We start from the raw sequence: 19,802 nt of genomic DNA on the forward strand, positions 1-19,802 counted from the left end.
TAGCTATTGAATTTACATATAAAGATGATAAAATTTAATTATAAACGTTGATAATGATTATCATCGCCAATGAAATATAAAAGTTTATGAAAGGATTATATACTCACTATGAAATTTTTATTAAATGGTGTGGTCTTATCTATTATTTTATTCATCTTAACTATCCTTTCTTTATTTATCGGTGTAAGTAAGGTGTCGATTACTGATATTTTTCATTTATCCCAAGAGCAAATTAATATCATTGTATCTAGTAGAATACCTAGAACAGTTAGTATATTAATTTCAGGAAGCACTTTGGCACTTTCGGGTCTCATTATGCAACAGATGATGCAAAATAAATTTGTAAGTCCTACGACTGCAGGAACGACCGAATGGGCTAAGTTAGGCATATTGATATCAATGATTTTTTTTCCACAAGAAAATATTATCATTAAATTAATATTCGCTGTGATCTTAAGTATTGGTGGAACATTTATATTTGTGAAATTAGTTCAATATATACGTTTTACAGATGTTATTTTTATTCCGTTATTAGGTATTATGCTCGGTGGTATTGTGTCTAGTTTTTCAACATTTACAGCGTTAAAAACCAATACAGTTCAAAGTATTGGAAACTGGTTAAATGGCAATTTTGCAATCATCACCAGTGGAAGATATGAAATATTATACTTAAGCATCCCATTACTAATTCTTACATACATATTTGCCAATCATTTTACAATTGCTGGCATGGGGAAAGATTTTAGCAATAATTTAGGGGTTAATTATGAAAAAATAACTAATATTGGTTTATTTATCACAGCAACGATTACTGCGTTAGTAGTTGTTACTGTTGGAACTTTACCTTTCTTAGGATTAATAGTTCCGAATATTGTGTCAATTTTTAGAGGAGACCACTTGAAAAACGCATTGCCTCATACGGCCATGTTAGGCGCTGTTTTTGTTATGTTTTCAGATATAATCGGCAGAATTATAGTATATCCGTACGAAATTAACATCGGATTAACGATAGGTGTATTTGGCACTATTATTTTCTTGATTTTGCTGATGAAAGGACGACATGATTATGCAAATTAGCGCTAAGACAAAATTATTTATTTTAATAGCAATAACGCTGTTAGCAGCTGGACTCTATCTTGTTATAGGTATTGATTTTGATATTTTCCAATATCAATTTTCTAGTCGATTAAGAAAACTTATTCTTATGGTGTTAGTTGGAGGGGCAATAGCTGCATCAGTAGTTATCTTTCAAGCAATTACCAATAACCGACTGTTAACGCCTTCAATTATGGGGCTGGATGCAGTATATATGTTTGTTAAAGTTCTAATTGTTTTTGTATTTGGTGTTCAATCAGCTTTAGTAACTAACTTGTATTTGAGCTTTGCGATTACATTAATTGTTATGGTTGCTTTTTCATTATTATTATTCCAAGGCATTTTTAGAATAGGAAACGTATCAGTTTATTTTATTTTGCTAGTCGGTGTCATTCTAGGTACTTTCTTTAGAAGCATTACTGGATTTTTAGAGCTTATCATTAACCCAGAAGATTTTCTAGCAGTCCAAAGTGCTATGTTTGCAAACTTTGATGCTTCTAATAGTAAATTAGTAACATTATGCGGCATCATATTAATTATATTGGTGTTCGTTACAGTGATAGCCATACCTTACCTAGATGTGCTTTTATTAGGTAAAGACCAGGCTATTAATTTGGGCATTTCTTATAAGCGGTTAACACGGCTATTGCTCATTCTTGTGGCAATATTAGTATCAATTTCTACTGCGCTTGTAGGGCCAATTACATTTTTAGGTTTATTAACAGTAAACTTAGCACATGAATTGATGAAAACGTATGAACATAAATATATACTGCCTGCAACAATTTGTATTAGTTGGTTAAGTTTATTTATTGCACAAGGTGTCGTAGAAAATTTATTCGAAGCAACAACGCAAGTAAGTATTATTATTGATTTAGTAGGTGGTTCTTACTTTATCTATTTATTGATAAAAAGGAGACATGCAAATTGATTAGTGTACAAGGTCTTAATAAAACGATTCAAGATAAAGCGATTTTAAAAGAGATAAATGTTGATATAAATAAAGGTCGATTGACCTCTATAATTGGGCCTAATGGGGCTGGTAAGAGTACACTGCTCTCAGCTATTACGCGACTTATAGATTTTGAAGATGGTGGTATAGAAATAGAGAATAAATCTATTTCAGATTATAAAAGTAATGAATTAGCTAAAAAACTATCTATTTTAAAACAATCTAACCATACAGAATTGAATATTACGGTCGAACAATTAGTTAATTTTGGGCGTTTTCCATACTCAAAAGGACATTTAAAACAAGAGGATAAAGAACAAGTTGAATACGCGTTAGAATTGTTACAGCTTAAAGAAATCAGACATCGCTATTTAAAAACACTTTCTGGAGGCCAACGCCAACGTGCATATGTTGCGATGACCATAGCCCAAGATACTGATTATATATTGTTAGACGAACCGCTAAACAATTTAGATATGAAACATTCAGTTCAAATTATGCAGACGCTACGTCAACTTGCGAAGTCACTGAATAAAACTATTGTTGTAGTAATACATGACATTAACTTTGCCTCATGTTATTCAGACGATATCATTGCGCTCAAAGATGGCGAAGTCATTAAAGCGAGTACTAAGGATGATGTGATTCAATGCGACACATTGAGAGAATTATATGAAATGGAAGTCCAAATCGAACAAATTCGAGGCCAACGTATTTGTATTTATTTCGATGAATTAACAACAGACCAAGAATTATCGTTAGTAGAATCTGTATGATGTACAAATAGATATATTCATTGAAAGGAGTGATGCACCTGTAACGTTGTTTAACTTTTTAGGTGTATAAAAGGGACAAACCATTAGGATTTCAGGAGGAGTAAGCACATGAAAAAATTTGCTTTATTGTTAGTAGTAGGATTAATGTTTTTATTAGTAGCATGTAGTAATGGTGGATCAGATGATAAAAAATCATCAGATACTAAATCAGATAATGAAGATTCAAATAAAACTGTAAAAATTGAAAATAAATATCAAGCGAGTGGGGAAAAGCGTGACGGTAGTGACGCTAAAGAAGTTAAAGAAACAGTTGAAGTACCTACAAACCCTAAAAATGCAGTTGTATTTGACTATGGTACATTAGATACATTAAAAGAATTGGGTGTCGAAGATAAAGTTAAAGCAGTTCCTAAAGGTGAAGGAAATAAATCACTACCTGATTTCTTAAGTGATTTTAAAGACGAAAAATACTTAAACACTGGTAGCCTGAAAGAAGTTAATTTTGATAAAGTTGCAGAAGCTAAACCAGAAGTTATCTTCATATCTGGACGTACAGCAAATCAAAAAAATCTTGATGAATTTAAAAAAGCAGCTCCTGATGCAAAAGTAGTATACATGGGCGCTGACGATAAAGATGAAGTGAAATCATTAAAAGACAATGCTGAAAAATTAGGTGAAATTTATCAAAAAGAAGATAAAGTTAAATCTATAAATAAAAAATTAGATGACAAAATTTCAAGCATCAAAGATAAAACTAAAGACTTAAAAGACGAAAAAGCAATGTTCTTATTAGTTAATGAAGGTGAACTATCTACATTCGGATCTGGTGAACGTTTTGGTGCAATGATTTTTGATACAATGGGCTTCACAGCAGCTGATGACAATATCAAAAATAGTAAACATGGGCAAAACGTGACAAACGAATATATTTCAGAGAAAAATCCAAATATTATCTTTGCTATGGACCGTGGACAAGCCATTGGTGGTAAGTCAACTGCTAAACAAGCGTTAAGTAACGATGTTATTCAAAACGTTGATGCAATTAAAAATGACAAAGTTTATGAATTAGATCCAAAACTTTGGTACTTTGCAAGTGGTTCAACGACTACAGCAATCAAACAAATTGACGAAGTAGAAAAAGCATTAGATAAAAAATAAAATAGACATTAAGTGGGGACTGTCTAAAGTATGACTTTTTAAAAGCAGCAGTGAAGAATCGATAAATATGATTTTTCACTGCTGCTTTTTTACGCATTAACAAGGGGGGAGGATGAAGTTATAGCTGGCATATGTTTATAAAAATTCAAAATGGGCTCAAAATTAGCTTCTAAGTTGCATATAATATGCGTATGCGTTAACCAAGTCAGAAAAAGCATTTATATTAAATGTTTCATTATTCGTTCTCAATAATTAAGAGCATAAATACTTATTGGAAAATTTGATAGCTTTACTAACTTTCTAGTTGAGCAGTTCGATAATAAAATAATGTGAAAACTTGTATAATGAATTAAAATACGAGAAAGGTAGGATGTCAATGATTTTAGATAATGTAAACCCAAATGATTTGTTTCCAACAGAGAAGAAAGGGCCAAGCGTGTTAGGTACAATTGAATACTCAGTACAAGGTACTTCTGAATTTGAAGGGGCATTTATAGCTACCAATGAGCGAATTATTCTAAATGTGGATATGAATGGAGAATTTTATTATAGAAATATTGGATATGATGAAGTAGAAAATATTACATATGAAGATGGCCAAATTCATTTCACATTTAACATCGGTCTTATGCCAATGAAAGCGATACAAAAGGGCGATGCTGAGGCGTTCGTACAATATGTTAATGATAAAATAGAATAGATATTTGACTAGAATATCTGAGGCAAATTAAATCGTTTATGCAACATTTAAAGCCAAATGTTTAAAGTTTAAAATAAATAAAAAAGCGCAGACAGAAACCTAATTTTTAAATTGGGTCTTGTTGCGCTATTATTAAAAGGTAACGAGTAACAGAATACAAAAGCCCAAGCGCTTGATTGTATACAAATTACTAATTGTATCTGACGATAGCATGGGCACACCTGGGGCATTCATTTGTGTTCCAGATTTTTTATTTTGTCATTATTTATATTTCAAAATAAGTACTGTAATGGTATTTACATCGATTATTGAAATGCGCATCACAGTTTGGGCACGCTTCAATAAGCATATATTCATTGATTGTCATCTCGTATTTGCATACACCACATAAAATAGCCTTCGTATCAAATTCATCAGCAGACCATCTTTTTATCGCGTGAGATACATCTTCATTATGACATTTGTAGCATGGATAATACTTATCACAGCACTTGAATTTGATAGCAATAATATCTAAAGGCGTGTGATAGTGTGTACAACGAGTTTCATTATCTATAGTCGCACCGTAAATTTTGGGTATCATTGACCTGCTCCTATCAATCTGTTGGATGTTCACCAATAATTCTTACTTCAGGGTGAAGTTCAACATCAAATTTTTCTTTAACTGTCTTTTGCACGTAGTGAATTAAATCTTCATAGTCAGTTGCTGTGCCCTTACCCACATTTACCATAAAGCCAGCATGTTTCTTTGATACTTCAACGCCACCTATACGATAGCCTTGTAAATTTGAATCTTGTATCAATTTCCCAGCAAAGTGACCTGGTGGTCGTTGGAAGACACTGCCACAAGATGGGTATTCTAAAGGTTGTTTAGATTCTCTTCTTTCCGTTAAATCGTCCATTTTTGCTTGAATCTCTTTTTTAACGCCAGGCGCTAACGTAAATGCAGCTTCTAATACCACTAAGTGCGCTTTCTGAACGATACTATTTCGGTAATCTAATTCAAGTTCCTTATTGGTAAGTGTAATTAAATCACCTTTGTTATTAACACATAGTGCATAATCAATACAATCCTTGACTTCGCCGCCATATGCGCCTGCGTTCATAAATACAGCGCCGCCTATAGAGCCTGGAATACCACATGCAAACTCTAAACCAGTGAGCGCATAATCGCGTGCAGTACGGGATACGTCAATAATCGCAGCGCCACTACCTGAGATAATCGCATCGTCAGATACATCGATATAATCTAGCTGAAGCAAACTAATTACAATACCTCTGATGCCACCTTCACGTATAATGATATTTGATCCATTGCCTAAATAAGTAATAGGAATATCATTTGTGTATGCAAAGTGAACTATGGCTTGAACATGTTCATTTTGAGTTGGAGATAAATAATAGTCAGCTTGTCCTCCTGTTTCTGTGTATGTATAACGTTTTAGAGGTTCATCTACTTTTATAATTTCTTTTGGGACAATCGATTCTAATTCTTTTAAGATGTCATCTTTATGCAATTATAGAACATCCTTTCCTGTTGAATTCATTTATATATTATACCAATGATTTACCATATTTGTTAAATAGTATAAAGGATAATTTGAAATATTTATTTTGAAAGTTAATAAGGTGACTTACGATTTAAGTTATAAATAATTATTTTTGGTTTCTAGGTCATTCATTGTTTAGCTGCCGTAACAATTGGTTAAAAAGCGCTTGTTTTGATTTTTATAAATACGTATTTGTAATACATCATTGGCTAAAGAATATTTTTGTTCACCAAAATGTGTTGCTAAAGATGGGTTGGCTTATAGAAAATCATTTGTTTTTAAATAATCATCATAAAGATTTGAGTGTTTTTGAATAATATGTAACCGTACGGTTTGTTTTAAGTCAATTAAATTATTAAATTTAGCCATGATTACTTTTTTATTATATGGATGATGTAGCCTATAAAACCCTTCATAAATCAAGCGTTTTTCACCTAAAGAAGTAATGTCATGTAAATGATTGACACCGGCTAAAATATCTAAAATAGGCTCTGTTGGATAATTGAAATGGCTCGTCTCACCTATGTGATGCGTTGATCGGATTGGCGTATCTAACAGATTAAATAACTTATGGCTTAGCGCCTCATATTGTTTTATAAAATTTTGCTGAACATCGTCTTTGATAAAAGGTTGAACGTCAGAATGCATTGAATTAAAACACTCCTTTAAATATGAATATTTAATTGTTAAACTGTAAATTCTGAAATAATATATCATATATTATTTTCAAGTCAAATAAGTTTCTGTATAATACAAAATGATAAGGAGTGCAGAAATGAAAAAAATAATATGCTTTATTTTATTAGTGTGTGTTTCTGTAGTACTTGTAGCTTGCGGACGCGAAGGTGCAAATGAATTTAAAGATTTTGATAGCACGCTAAGCGATGTGAATAACAAAGAAAAAGCGTTCAATAAAACAATGGATTCAATTGATTTGAGCTATATCGATGATTTAAGTAAAACAGATATGACGGATAAAAACAAAAAAGAATTCAATCAATTACAAAACAAGTTAAATAGCAAGTTAATGCCTAAACTTGAGGCTTATGATAAAGCTGCTAAAAAGTTACCAGCAGAATCAGAAGAAACTAAAGAATTAAAAGCTGAATACTTAGAAGCGGTTAAAAAGAAAAAAGACGCAATTAATGAAGTTAAAAACTTTGTAGATTTATATAATCAATCAGTTAAAGCGAATGAAGATATATTAGATTATACAAAACTCTTTGAGAAAAACAGATCACAAGTAGAAGATAATATGGAAAAAGCTAATAATGCTGGTGAAAATGTAAAAGATTTTAAACATAAATTAGAACAGAATAATAGAGATTTGAAACTTACTGCAGAAAAACAATCCAATATGATGGATGCTAAAGCAGAAAAGAAAACAATAGAGACACAAATTATGCCGCTCATAAATAAACAAATTAAAGATTTAAACAAGGCAGAGATTACAGATGGCTATGTCAACGATGCACGTAAAAATACGATTGAAATGTACTATAGTCTACAAAATTATTATGAAACTAGAGAAGAGACAATTGAAATTGGTGAATCATTGGCTAAAATCGACATCAATAAATTACCTCAAGAAAGCAAAGATTTGGAGCCATATGATAAGAAGTTTAATGAGAAATATGCCGATATAAAAGATAAATATCAAAAATAAATGATCTAGTTAAGTCATAAGATTTAGAATAAACTGTTAACAATAAAAAGGTATTTGTGTATAATTGAAAACAATGATATGTGAATATCGTTGGAATTTCACACTTTTAGAAACGATATGGTGTGTTAAATATTTTTAGAGGTGAATAGAATGGCTATAAAGCTGAGTTCGATTGACCAGTTTGAGCAAGTTTTAAAAGAAAATAATTATGTGTTTGTGTTGAAACATGCCCGATTTCAGCAAACGCGATGGATCAATTCAACAAATTTTTATATGAAAGAGATATGGATGGCTATTATTTAATTGTACAACAAGAAAGAGATTTATCAGATTACATTGAAGAAAAAACAAAAGTGAAGCATGAATCGCCACAAGCATTTTATTTTGTGAAGGGACAAGCGATTTGGAATGCTGATCACGATCATATTAATGTCAAATCTTTAGCAGATGCTGAAGAATAAAAAATAAATACGTTAAAATGAAACGCTTGTTGGACTCTAATTAACATTGAGAAGTTTAACAAGCGTTTCTTATAATGTGAAAAAAAGTCTTAGGACATGTATAATAAGTAGTTGAATTAGTAAAAAAGTTTAGGAACAGTGCGTTCAATTTTATATATGATTATTTTACTAAATAAACATGTAATATATCATATACACTCGCTATGCCTAAAACCATACTAGAAATCGTGATGGTTTATAAGTTGTGTGGAGAATAGTTTGATAAAATCAATTGCATGTTTTGAGTAATTTTCATCATATCAACTACTGATATGGTGTGGTTTAGATGTTATCTCGAATCCCTACGATTAGAATAATGAGGTGCGTATTTTTTATAAAAAATGCACATGGATGAAAGAGAGTGTTTTCAAAAAAAGACTATAGTCTAGCCTGATTGAAAATCTATCTAACTTTGAAGCGTAAAATAATAAAAATTGGATTAAAATGTACCAAGTATTTGAAATTCAACAATATAATGATAAAAGTAAGATTTAGTTAATTATACTACATAAAGTCTAAATACATTATATTAAAATAAAATACAGTTAACGATGTATATTAATATTAGAGGTGACAAAATGAAAGTATTAGTGGCAATGGATGAATTTAATGGTATTATATCTAGCTATCAAGCTAATCGTTATGTGGAGGAAGCAGTAGCTAGTCAAATAGAGAAAGCTGACATTGTACAAGTACCTTTATTTAATGGTCGACATGAGCTTATGGATTCAGTTTTTTTATGGCAATCTGGGACGAAATATAGAGTGGCTGCACATGATGCAGATATGAATGAAGTAGAAGCTGTCTATGGCATTACAGATAATGGAATGACGATTATTGAAGGCAATTTGTTTTTAAAAGGACAAAAACCTATAAAAGAACGAACAAGTTTTGGTCTGGGTGAAGTAATCGAAGATGCTATTGATAACGGCGCTGAGCATTTAATCATTTCTCTTGGAGGTATTGGTAGCTTTGATGGTGGAGCTGGTATGCTACAAGCACTAGGTGTTAGGTTCTTTGATGATGAAGCTGAAGTGGTTGATGTTACGCAAGGTAGTCAAGTTTTAAAATATATTCGTCGTGTTGATATGTCTCAAATCAACCCTAAGTTGAAAGATATGCGCATTCAACTAATGTCAGATTTTGATAGTAAATTATATGGTAAAAACAGTGAAATTATGCAAACGTATGAAACATATCATGTTACACATCAAGAAGCTGCTGAAATTGATAATTTAGTTTGGTATTTAAGCGAGATATTTAAAGCAGAGCTGAAAATCGCGTTAGGTCCCGTTCAAAGAGGTGGAGCTGGCGGCGGTATCGCTGCAGTATTCAATGGACTATATGGTGCTGAAATTATGACAAGTCATGAATTAGTAGACCAAATAACGCATTTGGACACTTTAATACAACAAGCGGATTTAATTATATTTGGTGAAGGTGTGAATGAAGCTGATCAAATTTTAGAAACGACAACAGTGCGTTTAGCAGAACTGGCTACGAAACATGAAAAACCTTCAATAGCAATTTGTGCAACAGATGATAAATTCGATTTATTTGAATCAATGGGCGTGACAGCAATGTTTAACACGTTTATTGAAATGCCAGAAACATTTACAGATTTTAAAATGGGTATTCAAATTAGACATTATACGATTCAAGCGATTAAGCTATTAAAAACGCAATTTGATGTAAACCAATAATAGCTTAAGAGGCTATCACTGATAATAGCCATATAGATGAGTGAGACGAACAAGTATGATTAAAAATTTAAAATGATAAGTCAACCAATTTTTTGAATGGTTAGAAGAACTATTAGGATTACTCGTCAAGTTGCTTTCAAACCTATTGAAAAAGGGTTCATATGGTCAGAAAAGGATTATTTTTTAAATTAGTTTTGGCTTAAATATTATTTAGTAGAAGCGTTATAACATTCAAATTTTGAAAAATCATAAGTTACACACGATGATAAAGTTATAATCTATAACACCTTATTTATTTTGTACAACTGCGCGCCACGCTTTTATAGCGTGTTTAATAAATAATGTAGTATAGATATGCTAGAAGTTGAGACATCAATCTCATCATTCAGCCCCAAAATATTTCTAACACAAGGAATTTTTGGGGCTTGTTTTATGTCCCTTCATATTATTTTGCTCCTTTAGGACACGGCCTTCCTGCAGGTGCTTCACAACCGAAACGATTTTTTAAACTACATATCATTATCACAGATTTTTTATTACAAAAATAAGATACTTTGTATAATTTAATAAACATCACTAAACTAAATTAGCGAAGCGCGGTACGTATAATAGTCATAACATGACTCAATTTACATTAACACTGGAAACTTCAATTTTAACTTCTACTAAAGATATACCACGCTATGTAAATAACATTATTGAAGCAACACTTGAAAACGAATTCGACAAATTGCAACATCATCGTGAGGCATCTGTTTAACATTCAAAAATCATGCTGAAAATTATGCTATACGCTTATACACGAACTGTGTTTTCTAGTCATAAAGTAAAAAAGTTACTCAATGAGAGTATTAGAATGGTGGGGCGCTTTCAAAATCAAACACTTCATATAAATCAACCAGTTTTAGATTGAATTCATAAACTGACATTTGGTTAACATCACTTTTTATTTAATTTCATTAAAAATGGCTGACTACGTACCGAATGGTAGGAAGTCAGCCTAGTTAACAACTTTAATTATTTAATTGTACTCTTTTTTCTATTCATTCTTACTGAAAGGGACCAATAAAATCATACCATAGAAATATAGATTTTATCCCACTCGTTATTTCTCATAAGTTTGTACGACTTCTTGTGCTATACCAATAATAACGCGAACTGCTTTTTCCATGACGTCGATTGAAGCATATTCGAAAGGACCATGGAAATTATCACAGCCAGTGAAGATATTTGGTGTTGGAAGTCCCATAAATGATAATTGGGATCCGTCTGTACCTCCACGAATAGGCTCGGTATTAGCTGGAATGCCTAATTTACTAAAGACACGTTTAGGAATATCTATGACGTGTGGATTTGGCTTAATTTTTTCGCCCATATTGTAATATTGATCGTTCATTTCAATTTCAATTGGTTCATCTTCAAAGTGACTGTTGATATCATTTTGAATTTCCACTAAACGTTTTTTACGTAAATCAAATTTAACGCTATCATGGTCACGAATAATGTAGTAAAGTTTTGCTTGTTCAACATCACCATCAAACTTCATTAAGTGATAGAAACCTTCATAGCCTTCGGTACGCTCAGGAACTTCATTTTGTGGTAATAGAGTATTGAATTGTTGACCTAAAAGCACAGCGTTAACCATTGCATCTTTGGCAGAACCTGGATGAACGTTGACACCATGACAAGTGACAATCGCTTCTGCAGCATTGAAGCTTTCGTATTGTAATTCTCCAAATTGGCTGCCATCCATTGTATAGGCAAAATCAGCATTGAAACGTTCGACATCAAAGGCATGTGGACCTTTACCAATCTCTTCATCAGGTGTAAAAGCTACTCTAATTCGACCATGTTTGATTTCTGGATGCATCGTTAAGTATTTTAAAGCCTCCATAATTTCAACTACGCCAGCTTTATCATCTGCACCTAACAATGATGTACCATCAGTAACCATTAATGTGTGTCCCTCTACTTCTTTCATAGCAGGGAATACATCCTGACTTAAAGTACGATTTGTTTCTCCAAGTTTTATGGGTTGCCCGTCGTAACTTTCAATAATTTGTGGATTAACGTTTGTAGCGTTGAAATCTGGAGAAGTATCAACATGTGCTAAAAATCCTACAGTAGGAAGTTCTTGGTCAACATTACTTTCTAATGTTGCAAATAAATAACCATTTTCATCCATATCTGTTTCTAACCCTAAGTCTGTGATTTCATCATTTAATAAATTCAATAAATCCCACTGTTTTTGAGTGGAAGGTGTTGAATTAGATTGTGGATCAGATTGTGTATCAATTTTTACATATCTTGTAAGCCTATCTATAATATCGTTTTTCATTAAAAACACCCCTTATGCTCTGTTATTCATATTATACGACTTCTTATATATTTTACCATGCATTTTACCGTAATGCTGTTTAATACGCGTATAGATGTAGTATATAATCTCGGCGCATAAAATACCAAAAGCAATGGCGCCTGAAATCAGTGTTACCTCAAGAAAAGTATTTACAGCATGGGTATATTGGTTACTCACTAAGAAACGTGTAGCTTCATATGCAAGTCCACCAGGAACAAGTGGAATAATCCCAGGCACGATAAAAATAATGACGGGCCGTTTATAACGTCTACTCATCGTGTGACTCATAATAGCTAAAATAAAACTACCTAAAAATGAGGCCATTACTTTACCTAATTCTAAATCAAATGTCACTTTATAAATAATCCACCCCATAGCGCCAACGAAACCACAAGCTAAAAGGAGACGTCGGGGTGCATTAAAAATAACAGAAAATAGCATCGTTGCTAGATAACTAATTATAAATTGTAAAACATAGTAGCCAATGACCATACAAGCACCCCTTTTAAAATATTAATAAAACGATTGCAACGCCAGCACCAATAGCAAATGATGTTAGTGCTGCTTCTACACCACGTGACATGCCAGCAAGTAATTCCCCCGCCATGAGATCTCGAATTGCGTTTGTAATTAAAATACCAGGTACAAGAGGCATAACGCCGGCTATGGTGATAATATCTTGGTTTTCTGTTAGGCCAAATTTTGAAAATGTGGCCGCTATCATAATAACAACGGCAGCACTGATAAATTCTGAAAAGAATTTTATTTGAATATAGCGCTGCACAAAATCAAATGTTAAAAATGCGCCAGCTCCTGCAAGTATAGCAAAAAAGAAATCATTTATAACGCCACCGAACATAAATAAGAAAAATCCACATGCAATAGCAGCTGCAAAGAATTTAGTGACAGATGAAAATTGTAATGACGCGTGGTGTAGGTGAATAAGTTCTGATTTTGCTTCATCTATACTCAATTGATTACTTGAAATTTTTCGAGATAAGCTATTAGTTAATGCAATTTTTTCTAAATCAGTAGTCCGCTCACGTATACGTATTAATCTAGTGTTCGTGCGATTATTAAGTGAAAATATAATCGCAGTAGATGTCACGAAACTATATGTATCATCCAAACCGAAACTAGCGGCAATTCGTGTCATCGTATCTTCTACACGATAAGTTTCTGCACCACTTTCAAGCAAAATTCTGCCTGCAATGAGTACAACATCAATTACTTTATCTTCATCGATGATAGTGATTGAATCGGTCATAGCTTTGCACCTCCTAAGTAGTTCATAAATGAATAAAAAGTTTACAATATACGCATGCAACTTTCATTCGTGTTTCATCTGTATAGATGGTTTTTATAATTACCTTCTATATTGTAACAAACTTAAATTTAGAAATGATATGTTTTACATTTGATTTTAAAAGCATATGTGCCCAAGAAGACTATTGTTTTAAATAGCATTCATTGATATTTTCATTATATAACACAAAAAGGGCCGAAACATAAAGATGTTTCGGCCAGATATAGTACAAGTAAGGGATAGGGATGGCTGGAATGAAAATGTAATTTCTGTCTTATTCCTAGCACGATCAATTTAAAACAAATCGTTCATTTTAATAATCCAACAAAATTCAATGCCTTTTATCATTATATTATTCGAGCGTTATAGCTTAACAATAGGGTTGAACATAACTTGGTTGCGGCCTTCATTTTTAGCCATGTGTAACATATCATCCGCGACTTTAAAGACTGTACGTTGAGATTTATAATCATCTTTGGTTAGATAACCGACACCGATAGAAACAGATAATTTAATAACTTCTTTATTTGGCAAGTGGAACGTTGATTGTTCAACCCCTTTACGGATGCTTTCGCTCAATTTTACACATTGATCTAATGTATAGTCATATAAAACTACAGAAAACTCTTCGCCCCCGTTACGATAGATACTAAACTGTTGTGGGACGTAATTTTTTAACAATTGGGCGATTTGTCTTAACACTGCGTCGCCAGAATCATGTGAGTACGTGTCGTTCACGTCTTTAAATCCATCTATGTCAATAAGTAATAAACCTAAACTTTCACCATTTTTCTCAGCAATACGCGTCGTTTCGTTTAAATGTCTATCGAATTCTTTGACGTTGCCTAACCCCGTTAGATAATCAAATCTATCTTCGTTTTCGTATCGATTTACTAATGAGAAGAAATGCCAAATGTCCACGAACGTAATCGAAGAAGTGATAGTTAAGATGAAAGATAATGGAATTAAATATAATACTTCTTTAAATTCATAATAAGGACTGATAAATGACAAGATGATAAAGATAACTAACGTAATTAAGTTGAGAATCTGTAACGAGATAATATCATTTTGTTTTAAAAATGGTCCGACTGCGCCTACAATTATAGCAATAACAATGAGTATCATTGCGCTAATGATGGTATAATCACCAATTAATACGTTGACGAGAGAAACTATAAATGCTGCTAGCACTGTATAAACCATGTTTGTATATCTACCTAAAAATAGAATAGGAACAAAAGATAAGTAAAGTACATATTCATGGAAAATAGGTATTGGTTTTATGGTTAATAACAACGCTACAATTGTCATTAAAATTGTGACATATTCTTTTGAAAATACCATGTTTTTATTTTCTGAGTACTGTAAACGATGGAATAAATAGATGCCTGCGACAGTAACCGCAATATTGTAAATAATAGCTTCAAACATTTCCTTACGCTCCTTTAAATAAACACTTAGTTATTGTAAGTGAAAAGTTACATTTTGTCATCATTGATATATAGATATTAATAACATTTGTTTAAAATTCATGTTAAAATGTTAATTTGAGTGACTATAAAATAAATAATTTGATTATTCTATAAAAATACTAAGTTACGAGTTATTTTGCTCTAACCACCACATTACTATTTGTATTAGCAAAAGTACATCATGTATTATAGAATTAATGAGATTGTTCATAGCATCACTCAATAAAAATAAATTTTATTATGGCATAAAACACACTATGTGTATTCATTATAAATAAAATTTCGTATTTGAAATATATAGATAATTGATATTTAAATTCAATTTTTAAAGACTTAAATTAATGAAGGTGAACTGATGTATACATTATTATTAATCATTTTTTCAATGATTGTCAGTTTAATACTTACACCCATTGTTATCAAAGTTTCACATAAATTAGGGGTTGTAGATCAGCCTAATTTTAGAAAAGTACATAAAAACCCAACCTCTGTGCTTGGAGGTACCGTTATACTTCTTTCTTTTTTACTAGGTATTTGGTTGGGACATCCAATCGAAACAGAAGTGAAACCACTTGTCATTGGGGCAGTATTAATCTACTTAGTAGGATTAATAGATGATATCTATGATCTGACGCCAATAATTAAATTATTAGGGCAAGTGATTGCAGCATTAGTTGTAGTATACTATGGTGTAACCATTGATTTCATATCTTTACCAATTGGGCCAACCATACATTTTGGTATATTAGGTATTCCTATTACTGTCGTTTGGATTGTAGCGATTACCAATGCGATTAACTTAATCGATGGGTTAGATGGGTTAGCTTCTGGTGTAGCAACTATCGCTTTAATGACTATTGGGTTTATAGCTATATTACAAGCAAATATATTTATCATGATGATTTGTAGTGTGCTAATTGGTGCACTATTAGGGTTCTTATTCTTTAATTTTCATCCTGCTAAAATATTTTTAGGTGATAGTGGTGCATTGCTAATCGGATTTATAGTGGGCTTCCTTTCACTCTTAGGTTTTAAAAATATTACGTTTGTGTCTTTATTTTTCCCAATTGTTATTTTAGCTGTTCCATTTATTGATACGCTGTTTGCTATGATTCGACGCGTGAAAAAAGGTCAACATATTATGCAAGCAGACAAATCACATTTGCATCATAAATTGCTAGAATTGGGGTATTCTCATCGTCAAACGGTTATCCTTATTTATTCTATCGCATTGTTATTTAGTCTTTCGAGTATCATCTTATACTTATCACAACCGTGGGGCGTACTTATGATGCTCATTCTAATACTAATTACAATCGAACTTATCGTAGAGTTTACAGGATTAATAGATGATGATTACAAACCACTATTGAAATTAATTGAAAATAAAGATAGGCATAAAGAAAAATAAATAATGACATACCATAAAAAGTAACCGGCAATTTCAACAGAATTTGAAATTACCGGTTATTTTAAATGTTAATTGAACTAACTATATGATAAAACATCTTTTTTATACCGGTTAGTTTGTTGGTATATCAAATGGTAATTGAACCATATCTTGTTTAATCAGGCCATACTTACCTGAAGTAATGCTATTTAAAAATGAGATAAATGATTCATACTCTGCTTCAACTACATCTATTTGATAGCTGACCTTATCAGTATACTGCGTTTCCCTTAAGAAAAAAGATGTCCGTTCTAACTCATATTCAAACTTACCAGTAAGGTCGTAATCTATCGTTACAGTCGTAGGTATAGCTGAACGGAGTGCAACGCGACCTATATCATAAATGACATCTCTCACCGCGCCACTGTAAGCCCGAATTAAACCGCCACCCCCTAGTTTGATTCCTCCAAAATAACGTGTTACAACGACACAAACGTTATGTACTTCAAGTTTTTTTAATACTTCTAGCATCGGTATGCCAGCAGTTCCACTTGGTTCACCATCATCATTTGCTTTTTGAATGTTCATTTGATCACCAACAGTATAAGCTGAGCAATTATGTGTTGCTTCGTGATGTTGTGATTTTATAGATTTTATAAAATTTTTGGCTTCTGCTTCAGTTTCAACAGGTTGAATATGGGCGATAAATCGCGATTTGCTAATTACATTCTCTATTGTATGTGCTTCTTTTATTGTAATGATTGCTTCGTCCATGTCTAATCACTCCAGTCATAGTATACATCAATTCATTATATCGTATTATACACTGTTATGAATTGGAGTTTAATGTAAAAATAAATTTTCTTTTAATATAAAATAATGTATCATAGTTGTGAGTATAATTGAGGAGGATTATGATGAAAATTGCTGTGTTATCAGATTCAACGAGTTATCTGTCTCAAACATTAATTGATAAATATAATATAAAAATTGCTCCGTTAAGTGTAACTTTTGACAATGGTGAAAATTTTGTGGAAAATGCATCGATTTCAGCAGATGAATTCTATGAAAGAATGAAATCATCTAAAACAATTCCTACGACAAGTCAACCAGCGATTGGCGAATTTATAACGAATTTTGAAAAGTTACGTGATGAAGGCTATACAGATGTTATTTGTGTCTTTCTTTCTGCAGGTATTAGTGGTAGTTACCAAACTGCTACACAAGCAGGGGAAATGGTAGAAGGTATCGATGTTCATACATTCGACTCGAAAATTTCAGCAATGGTACAAGGAAGCTATGTACTTCGCGCAATTGAAATGATAGAACAAGGTTATGAACCAATAGAAATTATCGACGATTTAAAAGCGATGCGTGCAGAGACAGGTGCGATATTGATGGTCGATGATTTGAAAAATTTGCAAAAAAGTGGTCGTATTACTGGTGCTCAAGCGTGGATTGGTACAATGTTAAAAATGAAACCTGTCTTAAGATTTGAAGATGGACTTATTTTACCGGATGAAAAAGTACGTACCAAAAAACGTGCATTACAAGAAATCATAAATAAAGTGATACATTTAGTTAAAGATTATGAAGACGTGACTTTATTTGTAATTGGTGGCGATATTAAAGAAGATGCAGACTGGATGTATAACGAATTACAAGAAAAATACCCGCAATATAAAGTTCACTACTCTCATTTAGGGCCTGTTATAGCAGCGCATCTAGGTTCTGGCGGTATGGGTTTAGGGTACACTGGTAGAGCAATTCGTTTAGATTAATATATATTAAAAAATGGTTAGATATTTTATAGAGCGGAGGATGAAATTAAAAGTGAATACTTAATTTCTAATCCGCTTTTTTGTTTGGAGGTTATAAGAGATTAAATACTATGGAAGAGTGATTCATAATCGAGCATTATTAACTGGAGAACATGTGAAACAAATTTCTAAGGGGGTGACGCTTAAGCATGGAAGATGGATTTGTTCACAATGTCATTCAACTCGGCAATCCCATTTTTATCAATATAGGTCTGTAATTTTGGATAAAAAGATAGTTTATTGTCGTAATTGTGTGAATATCGGCAGGGTGGATAATATGAATGATGTGTTTCTAATTGAAACCCACAATGTTAAATCCTCATGTCATTACCAATTGCCCTTTGAATTATCTGAACAACAACAGTTTGCTTCTAAAAAAATAGTAACAGCCATTGCGCATTTACGTTCATTATTACTCCATGCAGTCACAGGCGCGGGTAAGACAGAAATGATATTTGAAGGCATTAAATATGCGAGAAATGAAGGGCTTAATATTGCTATTGTATCTCCACGGGTCGATGTAGTGATAGAAGTAAGTATGAGAATTAAGAAAGCTTTTGTTGATGAAGATATCGACGTTTTACATCAATCTTCACAACAACAATTTGACGGTCATTTTGTTATTGCTACAGTACATCAACTTTACCGCTTTAAACAACATTTCGATTTAATTATAGTCGATGAAGTCGACGCGTTTCCTTTATCTGTAGATCCTACCTTAATGCAGACATTAGTACATGCCTCAAAGTTTAAACACTGTCATATATTGATGACGGCTACGCCTCCACGTGTTTTAATGAGACAAATTAAACACTTAGAAGTTATAGCATTACCTGCCCGTTTCCACAGATATCCTTTACCAGTACCTCGCTTCCAATTTTTAAAAATAAATCCCCATAAAAAGCAATATAAATTATTAAAGTACTTGCAACAACAAATCGAACAACAGCGCTACACTTTAGTCTTTTTTAATAATATTGATGTGATGAAACGTTTATTTCATCTATATAAAAATGAGGTGCCTTCATTAACTTATGTATATAGTGATGACGCGTTACGATTTGATAAAATAGAGCGTTTGAGACGAGGCGACCACCAAATTGTATTTACGACGACTATTTTAGAAAGAGGATTTACCATGGCCTATTTAGATGTCTTGATTTTAAATAGTCATTTGTTCGAAGCCAATGCTATCGTCCAAATTGCTGGTAGAGTAGGGAGAAAAGCCGAAGCACCCACAGGTCTTGTATTGTGTATGCATGAAGGTATTACACTACCGATGTTACAAGCCAGGCATAGTATAAAGAAAATGAACAAACTCGCACAAAAAAGAGGGTGGATTGATTGAAAAA

19 protein-coding genes and 1 pseudogene are annotated in these 19,802 nt (G+C 32.4%); 12 read left to right on the plus strand and 8 right to left on the minus strand.

Annotated features, from left to right (window positions below; translation table 11 throughout):
- Nucleotides 1-108: 108 nt before the first annotated feature.
- From IEU88_RS11300 to IEU88_RS11320, 5 genes are all read left to right on the plus strand, one after another.
- Nucleotides 109-1,077 (plus strand): ABC transporter permease, encoded by a 969-nt coding sequence (locus IEU88_RS11300; RefSeq protein ID WP_103373372.1) that lies wholly within the window; start codon nt 109-111, stop codon nt 1,075-1,077.
- The gene (locus IEU88_RS11305) at nt 1,067-2,026 is read left to right on the plus strand and encodes an iron chelate uptake ABC transporter family permease subunit (RefSeq protein ID WP_103373373.1); all 960 of its coding nucleotides are present in this window, start codon (nt 1,067-1,069) and stop codon (nt 2,024-2,026) included. The genes IEU88_RS11300 and IEU88_RS11305 overlap by 11 nt, the downstream gene beginning before the upstream one ends.
- Nucleotides 2,023-2,823, plus strand: a complete 801-nt coding sequence (locus IEU88_RS11310; protein ID WP_096810698.1) for an iron ABC transporter ATP-binding protein — start codon at nt 2,023-2,025, stop codon at nt 2,821-2,823. Before IEU88_RS11305 ends, IEU88_RS11310 begins: the two co-directional genes overlap by 4 nt.
- Before the next feature lie 108 nt (nt 2,824-2,931).
- On the plus strand, nt 2,932-3,981 hold the full coding sequence (locus tag IEU88_RS11315) for a ferrated catecholamine ABC transporter substrate-binding lipoprotein SstD (protein ID WP_103373374.1): 1,050 nt from the start codon (nt 2,932-2,934) through the stop codon (nt 3,979-3,981).
- A gap of 376 nt (nt 3,982-4,357) precedes the next feature.
- Nucleotides 4,358-4,681 carry a PH domain-containing protein gene (locus IEU88_RS11320; RefSeq protein ID WP_096810696.1) on the plus strand — a complete coding sequence of 108 codons (324 nt, stop codon included), beginning with the start codon at nt 4,358-4,360 and terminating at the stop codon, nt 4,679-4,681.
- A gap of 265 nt (nt 4,682-4,946) precedes the next feature.
- On the opposite strand, the gene IEU88_RS11325 is transcribed toward IEU88_RS11320, so the two are convergent.
- From IEU88_RS11325 to IEU88_RS11335, 3 genes are all read right to left on the minus strand, one after another.
- Nucleotides 4,947-5,261, minus strand: coding sequence for a CHY zinc finger protein (locus IEU88_RS11325; protein ID WP_096811237.1), 315 nt, complete (start codon nt 5,259-5,261; stop codon nt 4,947-4,949).
- A 16-nt stretch (nt 5,262-5,277) separates the two neighbouring features.
- A complete protein-coding gene (murB, locus tag IEU88_RS11330) occupies nt 5,278-6,198 on the minus strand; it encodes a UDP-N-acetylmuramate dehydrogenase (protein ID WP_103373375.1) in 921 nt (306 codons plus the stop codon).
- Between the two features lie 291 nt (nt 6,199-6,489).
- The gene (locus IEU88_RS11335; RefSeq protein WP_170006914.1) at nt 6,490-6,879 is read right to left on the minus strand and encodes a GrpB family protein; all 390 of its coding nucleotides are present in this window, start codon (nt 6,877-6,879) and stop codon (nt 6,490-6,492) included.
- Nucleotides 6,880-7,006: 127 nt separating this feature from the next.
- Here IEU88_RS11335 and IEU88_RS11340 point away from each other — a divergent pair, with 127 nt between their 5' ends.
- The 4 genes and pseudogenes from IEU88_RS11340 (at nt 7,007) to IEU88_RS11355 (ending at nt 10,860) form a co-directional block, all read left to right on the plus strand.
- Nucleotides 7,007-7,897: an EMYY motif lipoprotein gene (locus IEU88_RS11340; RefSeq protein ID WP_103373376.1), complete on the plus strand. Its 891-nt coding sequence runs from the start codon at nt 7,007-7,009 to the stop codon at nt 7,895-7,897.
- Nucleotides 7,898-8,047: 150 nt separating this feature from the next.
- Nucleotides 8,048-8,358 (plus strand): annotated as a pseudogene (gene ytxJ / locus IEU88_RS11345) (bacillithiol system redox-active protein YtxJ).
- 617 nt (nt 8,359-8,975) lie between these two features.
- Nucleotides 8,976-10,100: a glycerate kinase gene (locus IEU88_RS11350; RefSeq protein WP_096810692.1), complete on the plus strand. Its 1,125-nt coding sequence runs from the start codon at nt 8,976-8,978 to the stop codon at nt 10,098-10,100.
- 619 nt (nt 10,101-10,719) lie between these two features.
- Nucleotides 10,720-10,860, plus strand: coding sequence for a hypothetical protein (locus IEU88_RS11355; RefSeq protein ID WP_157772556.1), 141 nt, complete (start codon nt 10,720-10,722; stop codon nt 10,858-10,860).
- Nucleotides 10,861-11,205: 345 nt separating this feature from the next.
- On the opposite strand, the gene pepT is transcribed toward IEU88_RS11355, so the two are convergent.
- The 4 genes from pepT to gdpS all read right to left on the minus strand — a co-directional run bounded on the left by pepT (nt 11,206) and on the right by gdpS (nt 15,199).
- A complete protein-coding gene (gene pepT, locus IEU88_RS11360; protein WP_103373377.1) occupies nt 11,206-12,438 on the minus strand; it encodes a peptidase T in 1,233 nt (410 codons plus the stop codon).
- 12 nt (nt 12,439-12,450) lie between these two features.
- The gene (locus IEU88_RS11365; RefSeq protein WP_096810690.1) at nt 12,451-12,951 is read right to left on the minus strand and encodes a threonine/serine exporter family protein; all 501 of its coding nucleotides are present in this window, start codon (nt 12,949-12,951) and stop codon (nt 12,451-12,453) included.
- A 13-nt stretch (nt 12,952-12,964) separates the two neighbouring features.
- Nucleotides 12,965-13,726 carry a threonine/serine exporter family protein gene (locus IEU88_RS11370; RefSeq protein WP_096810689.1) on the minus strand — a complete coding sequence of 254 codons (762 nt, stop codon included), beginning with the start codon at nt 13,724-13,726 and terminating at the stop codon, nt 12,965-12,967.
- A gap of 402 nt (nt 13,727-14,128) precedes the next feature.
- The gene (gene gdpS, locus IEU88_RS11375) at nt 14,129-15,199 is read right to left on the minus strand and encodes a GGDEF domain-containing protein GdpS (RefSeq protein ID WP_096810688.1); all 1,071 of its coding nucleotides are present in this window, start codon (nt 15,197-15,199) and stop codon (nt 14,129-14,131) included.
- A 396-nt stretch (nt 15,200-15,595) separates the two neighbouring features.
- Here gdpS and IEU88_RS11380 point away from each other — a divergent pair, with 396 nt between their 5' ends.
- The gene (locus IEU88_RS11380; RefSeq protein ID WP_096810687.1) at nt 15,596-16,651 is read left to right on the plus strand and encodes a glycosyltransferase family 4 protein; all 1,056 of its coding nucleotides are present in this window, start codon (nt 15,596-15,598) and stop codon (nt 16,649-16,651) included.
- A gap of 111 nt (nt 16,652-16,762) precedes the next feature.
- Here the strand turns inward: IEU88_RS11380 and IEU88_RS11385 are convergent, their stop codons facing one another.
- On the minus strand, nt 16,763-17,404 hold the full coding sequence (locus tag IEU88_RS11385; protein ID WP_096810686.1) for a YigZ family protein: 642 nt from the start codon (nt 17,402-17,404) through the stop codon (nt 16,763-16,765).
- A 143-nt stretch (nt 17,405-17,547) separates the two neighbouring features.
- Between IEU88_RS11385 and fakB1 the strand changes: the two genes are divergently transcribed.
- Both fakB1 and IEU88_RS11395 read left to right on the plus strand, forming a co-directional pair.
- Nucleotides 17,548-18,411 carry a fatty acid kinase binding subunit FakB1 gene (gene fakB1, locus IEU88_RS11390; protein WP_096810685.1) on the plus strand — a complete coding sequence of 288 codons (864 nt, stop codon included), beginning with the start codon at nt 17,548-17,550 and terminating at the stop codon, nt 18,409-18,411.
- A 121-nt stretch (nt 18,412-18,532) separates the two neighbouring features.
- Nucleotides 18,533-19,798 (plus strand): DEAD/DEAH box helicase family protein, encoded by a 1,266-nt coding sequence (locus tag IEU88_RS11395; protein WP_491178378.1) that lies wholly within the window; start codon nt 18,533-18,535, stop codon nt 19,796-19,798.
- Nucleotides 19,799-19,802 lie beyond the last annotated feature (4 nt).

It is taken from the genome of Staphylococcus nepalensis (assembly GCF_014635045.1).
In the GTDB taxonomy this organism is placed as follows: Bacteria; Bacillota; Bacilli; order Staphylococcales; family Staphylococcaceae; genus Staphylococcus; species Staphylococcus nepalensis.

What these genes read in the sequence shown, in the direction of transcription:
- IEU88_RS11380 (WP_096810687.1), top strand. Translation starts at nt 15,596, where the DNA reads ATGTATACATTATTATTAATCATTTTTTCAATGATTGTCAGTTTAATA.
- IEU88_RS11305 (WP_103373373.1), top strand. Translation starts at nt 1,067, where the DNA reads ATGCAAATTAGCGCTAAGACAAAATTATTTATTTTAATAGCAATAACG.
- IEU88_RS11320 (WP_096810696.1), top strand. Translation starts at nt 4,358, where the DNA reads ATGATTTTAGATAATGTAAACCCAAATGATTTGTTTCCAACAGAGAAG.
- IEU88_RS11370 (WP_096810689.1), bottom strand. Translation starts at nt 13,726, where the DNA reads ATGACCGATTCAATCACTATCATCGATGAAGATAAAGTAATTGATGTT.
- gdpS (WP_096810688.1), bottom strand. Translation starts at nt 15,199, where the DNA reads ATGTTTGAAGCTATTATTTACAATATTGCGGTTACTGTCGCAGGCATC.
- IEU88_RS11385 (WP_096810686.1), bottom strand. Translation starts at nt 17,404, where the DNA reads ATGGACGAAGCAATCATTACAATAAAAGAAGCACATACAATAGAGAAT.
- pepT (WP_103373377.1), bottom strand. Translation starts at nt 12,438, where the DNA reads ATGAAAAACGATATTATAGATAGGCTTACAAGATATGTAAAAATTGAT.
- IEU88_RS11365 (WP_096810690.1), bottom strand. Translation starts at nt 12,951, where the DNA reads ATGGTCATTGGCTACTATGTTTTACAATTTATAATTAGTTATCTAGCA.
- IEU88_RS11340 (WP_103373376.1), top strand. Translation starts at nt 7,007, where the DNA reads ATGAAAAAAATAATATGCTTTATTTTATTAGTGTGTGTTTCTGTAGTA.
- IEU88_RS11350 (WP_096810692.1), top strand. Translation starts at nt 8,976, where the DNA reads ATGAAAGTATTAGTGGCAATGGATGAATTTAATGGTATTATATCTAGC.
- IEU88_RS11300 (WP_103373372.1), top strand. Translation starts at nt 109, where the DNA reads ATGAAATTTTTATTAAATGGTGTGGTCTTATCTATTATTTTATTCATC.
- IEU88_RS11315 (WP_103373374.1), top strand. Translation starts at nt 2,932, where the DNA reads ATGAAAAAATTTGCTTTATTGTTAGTAGTAGGATTAATGTTTTTATTA.
- IEU88_RS11335 (WP_170006914.1), bottom strand. Translation starts at nt 6,879, where the DNA reads ATGCATTCTGACGTTCAACCTTTTATCAAAGACGATGTTCAGCAAAAT.
- fakB1 (WP_096810685.1), top strand. Translation starts at nt 17,548, where the DNA reads ATGAAAATTGCTGTGTTATCAGATTCAACGAGTTATCTGTCTCAAACA.
- IEU88_RS11355 (WP_157772556.1), top strand. Translation starts at nt 10,720, where the DNA reads ATGACTCAATTTACATTAACACTGGAAACTTCAATTTTAACTTCTACT.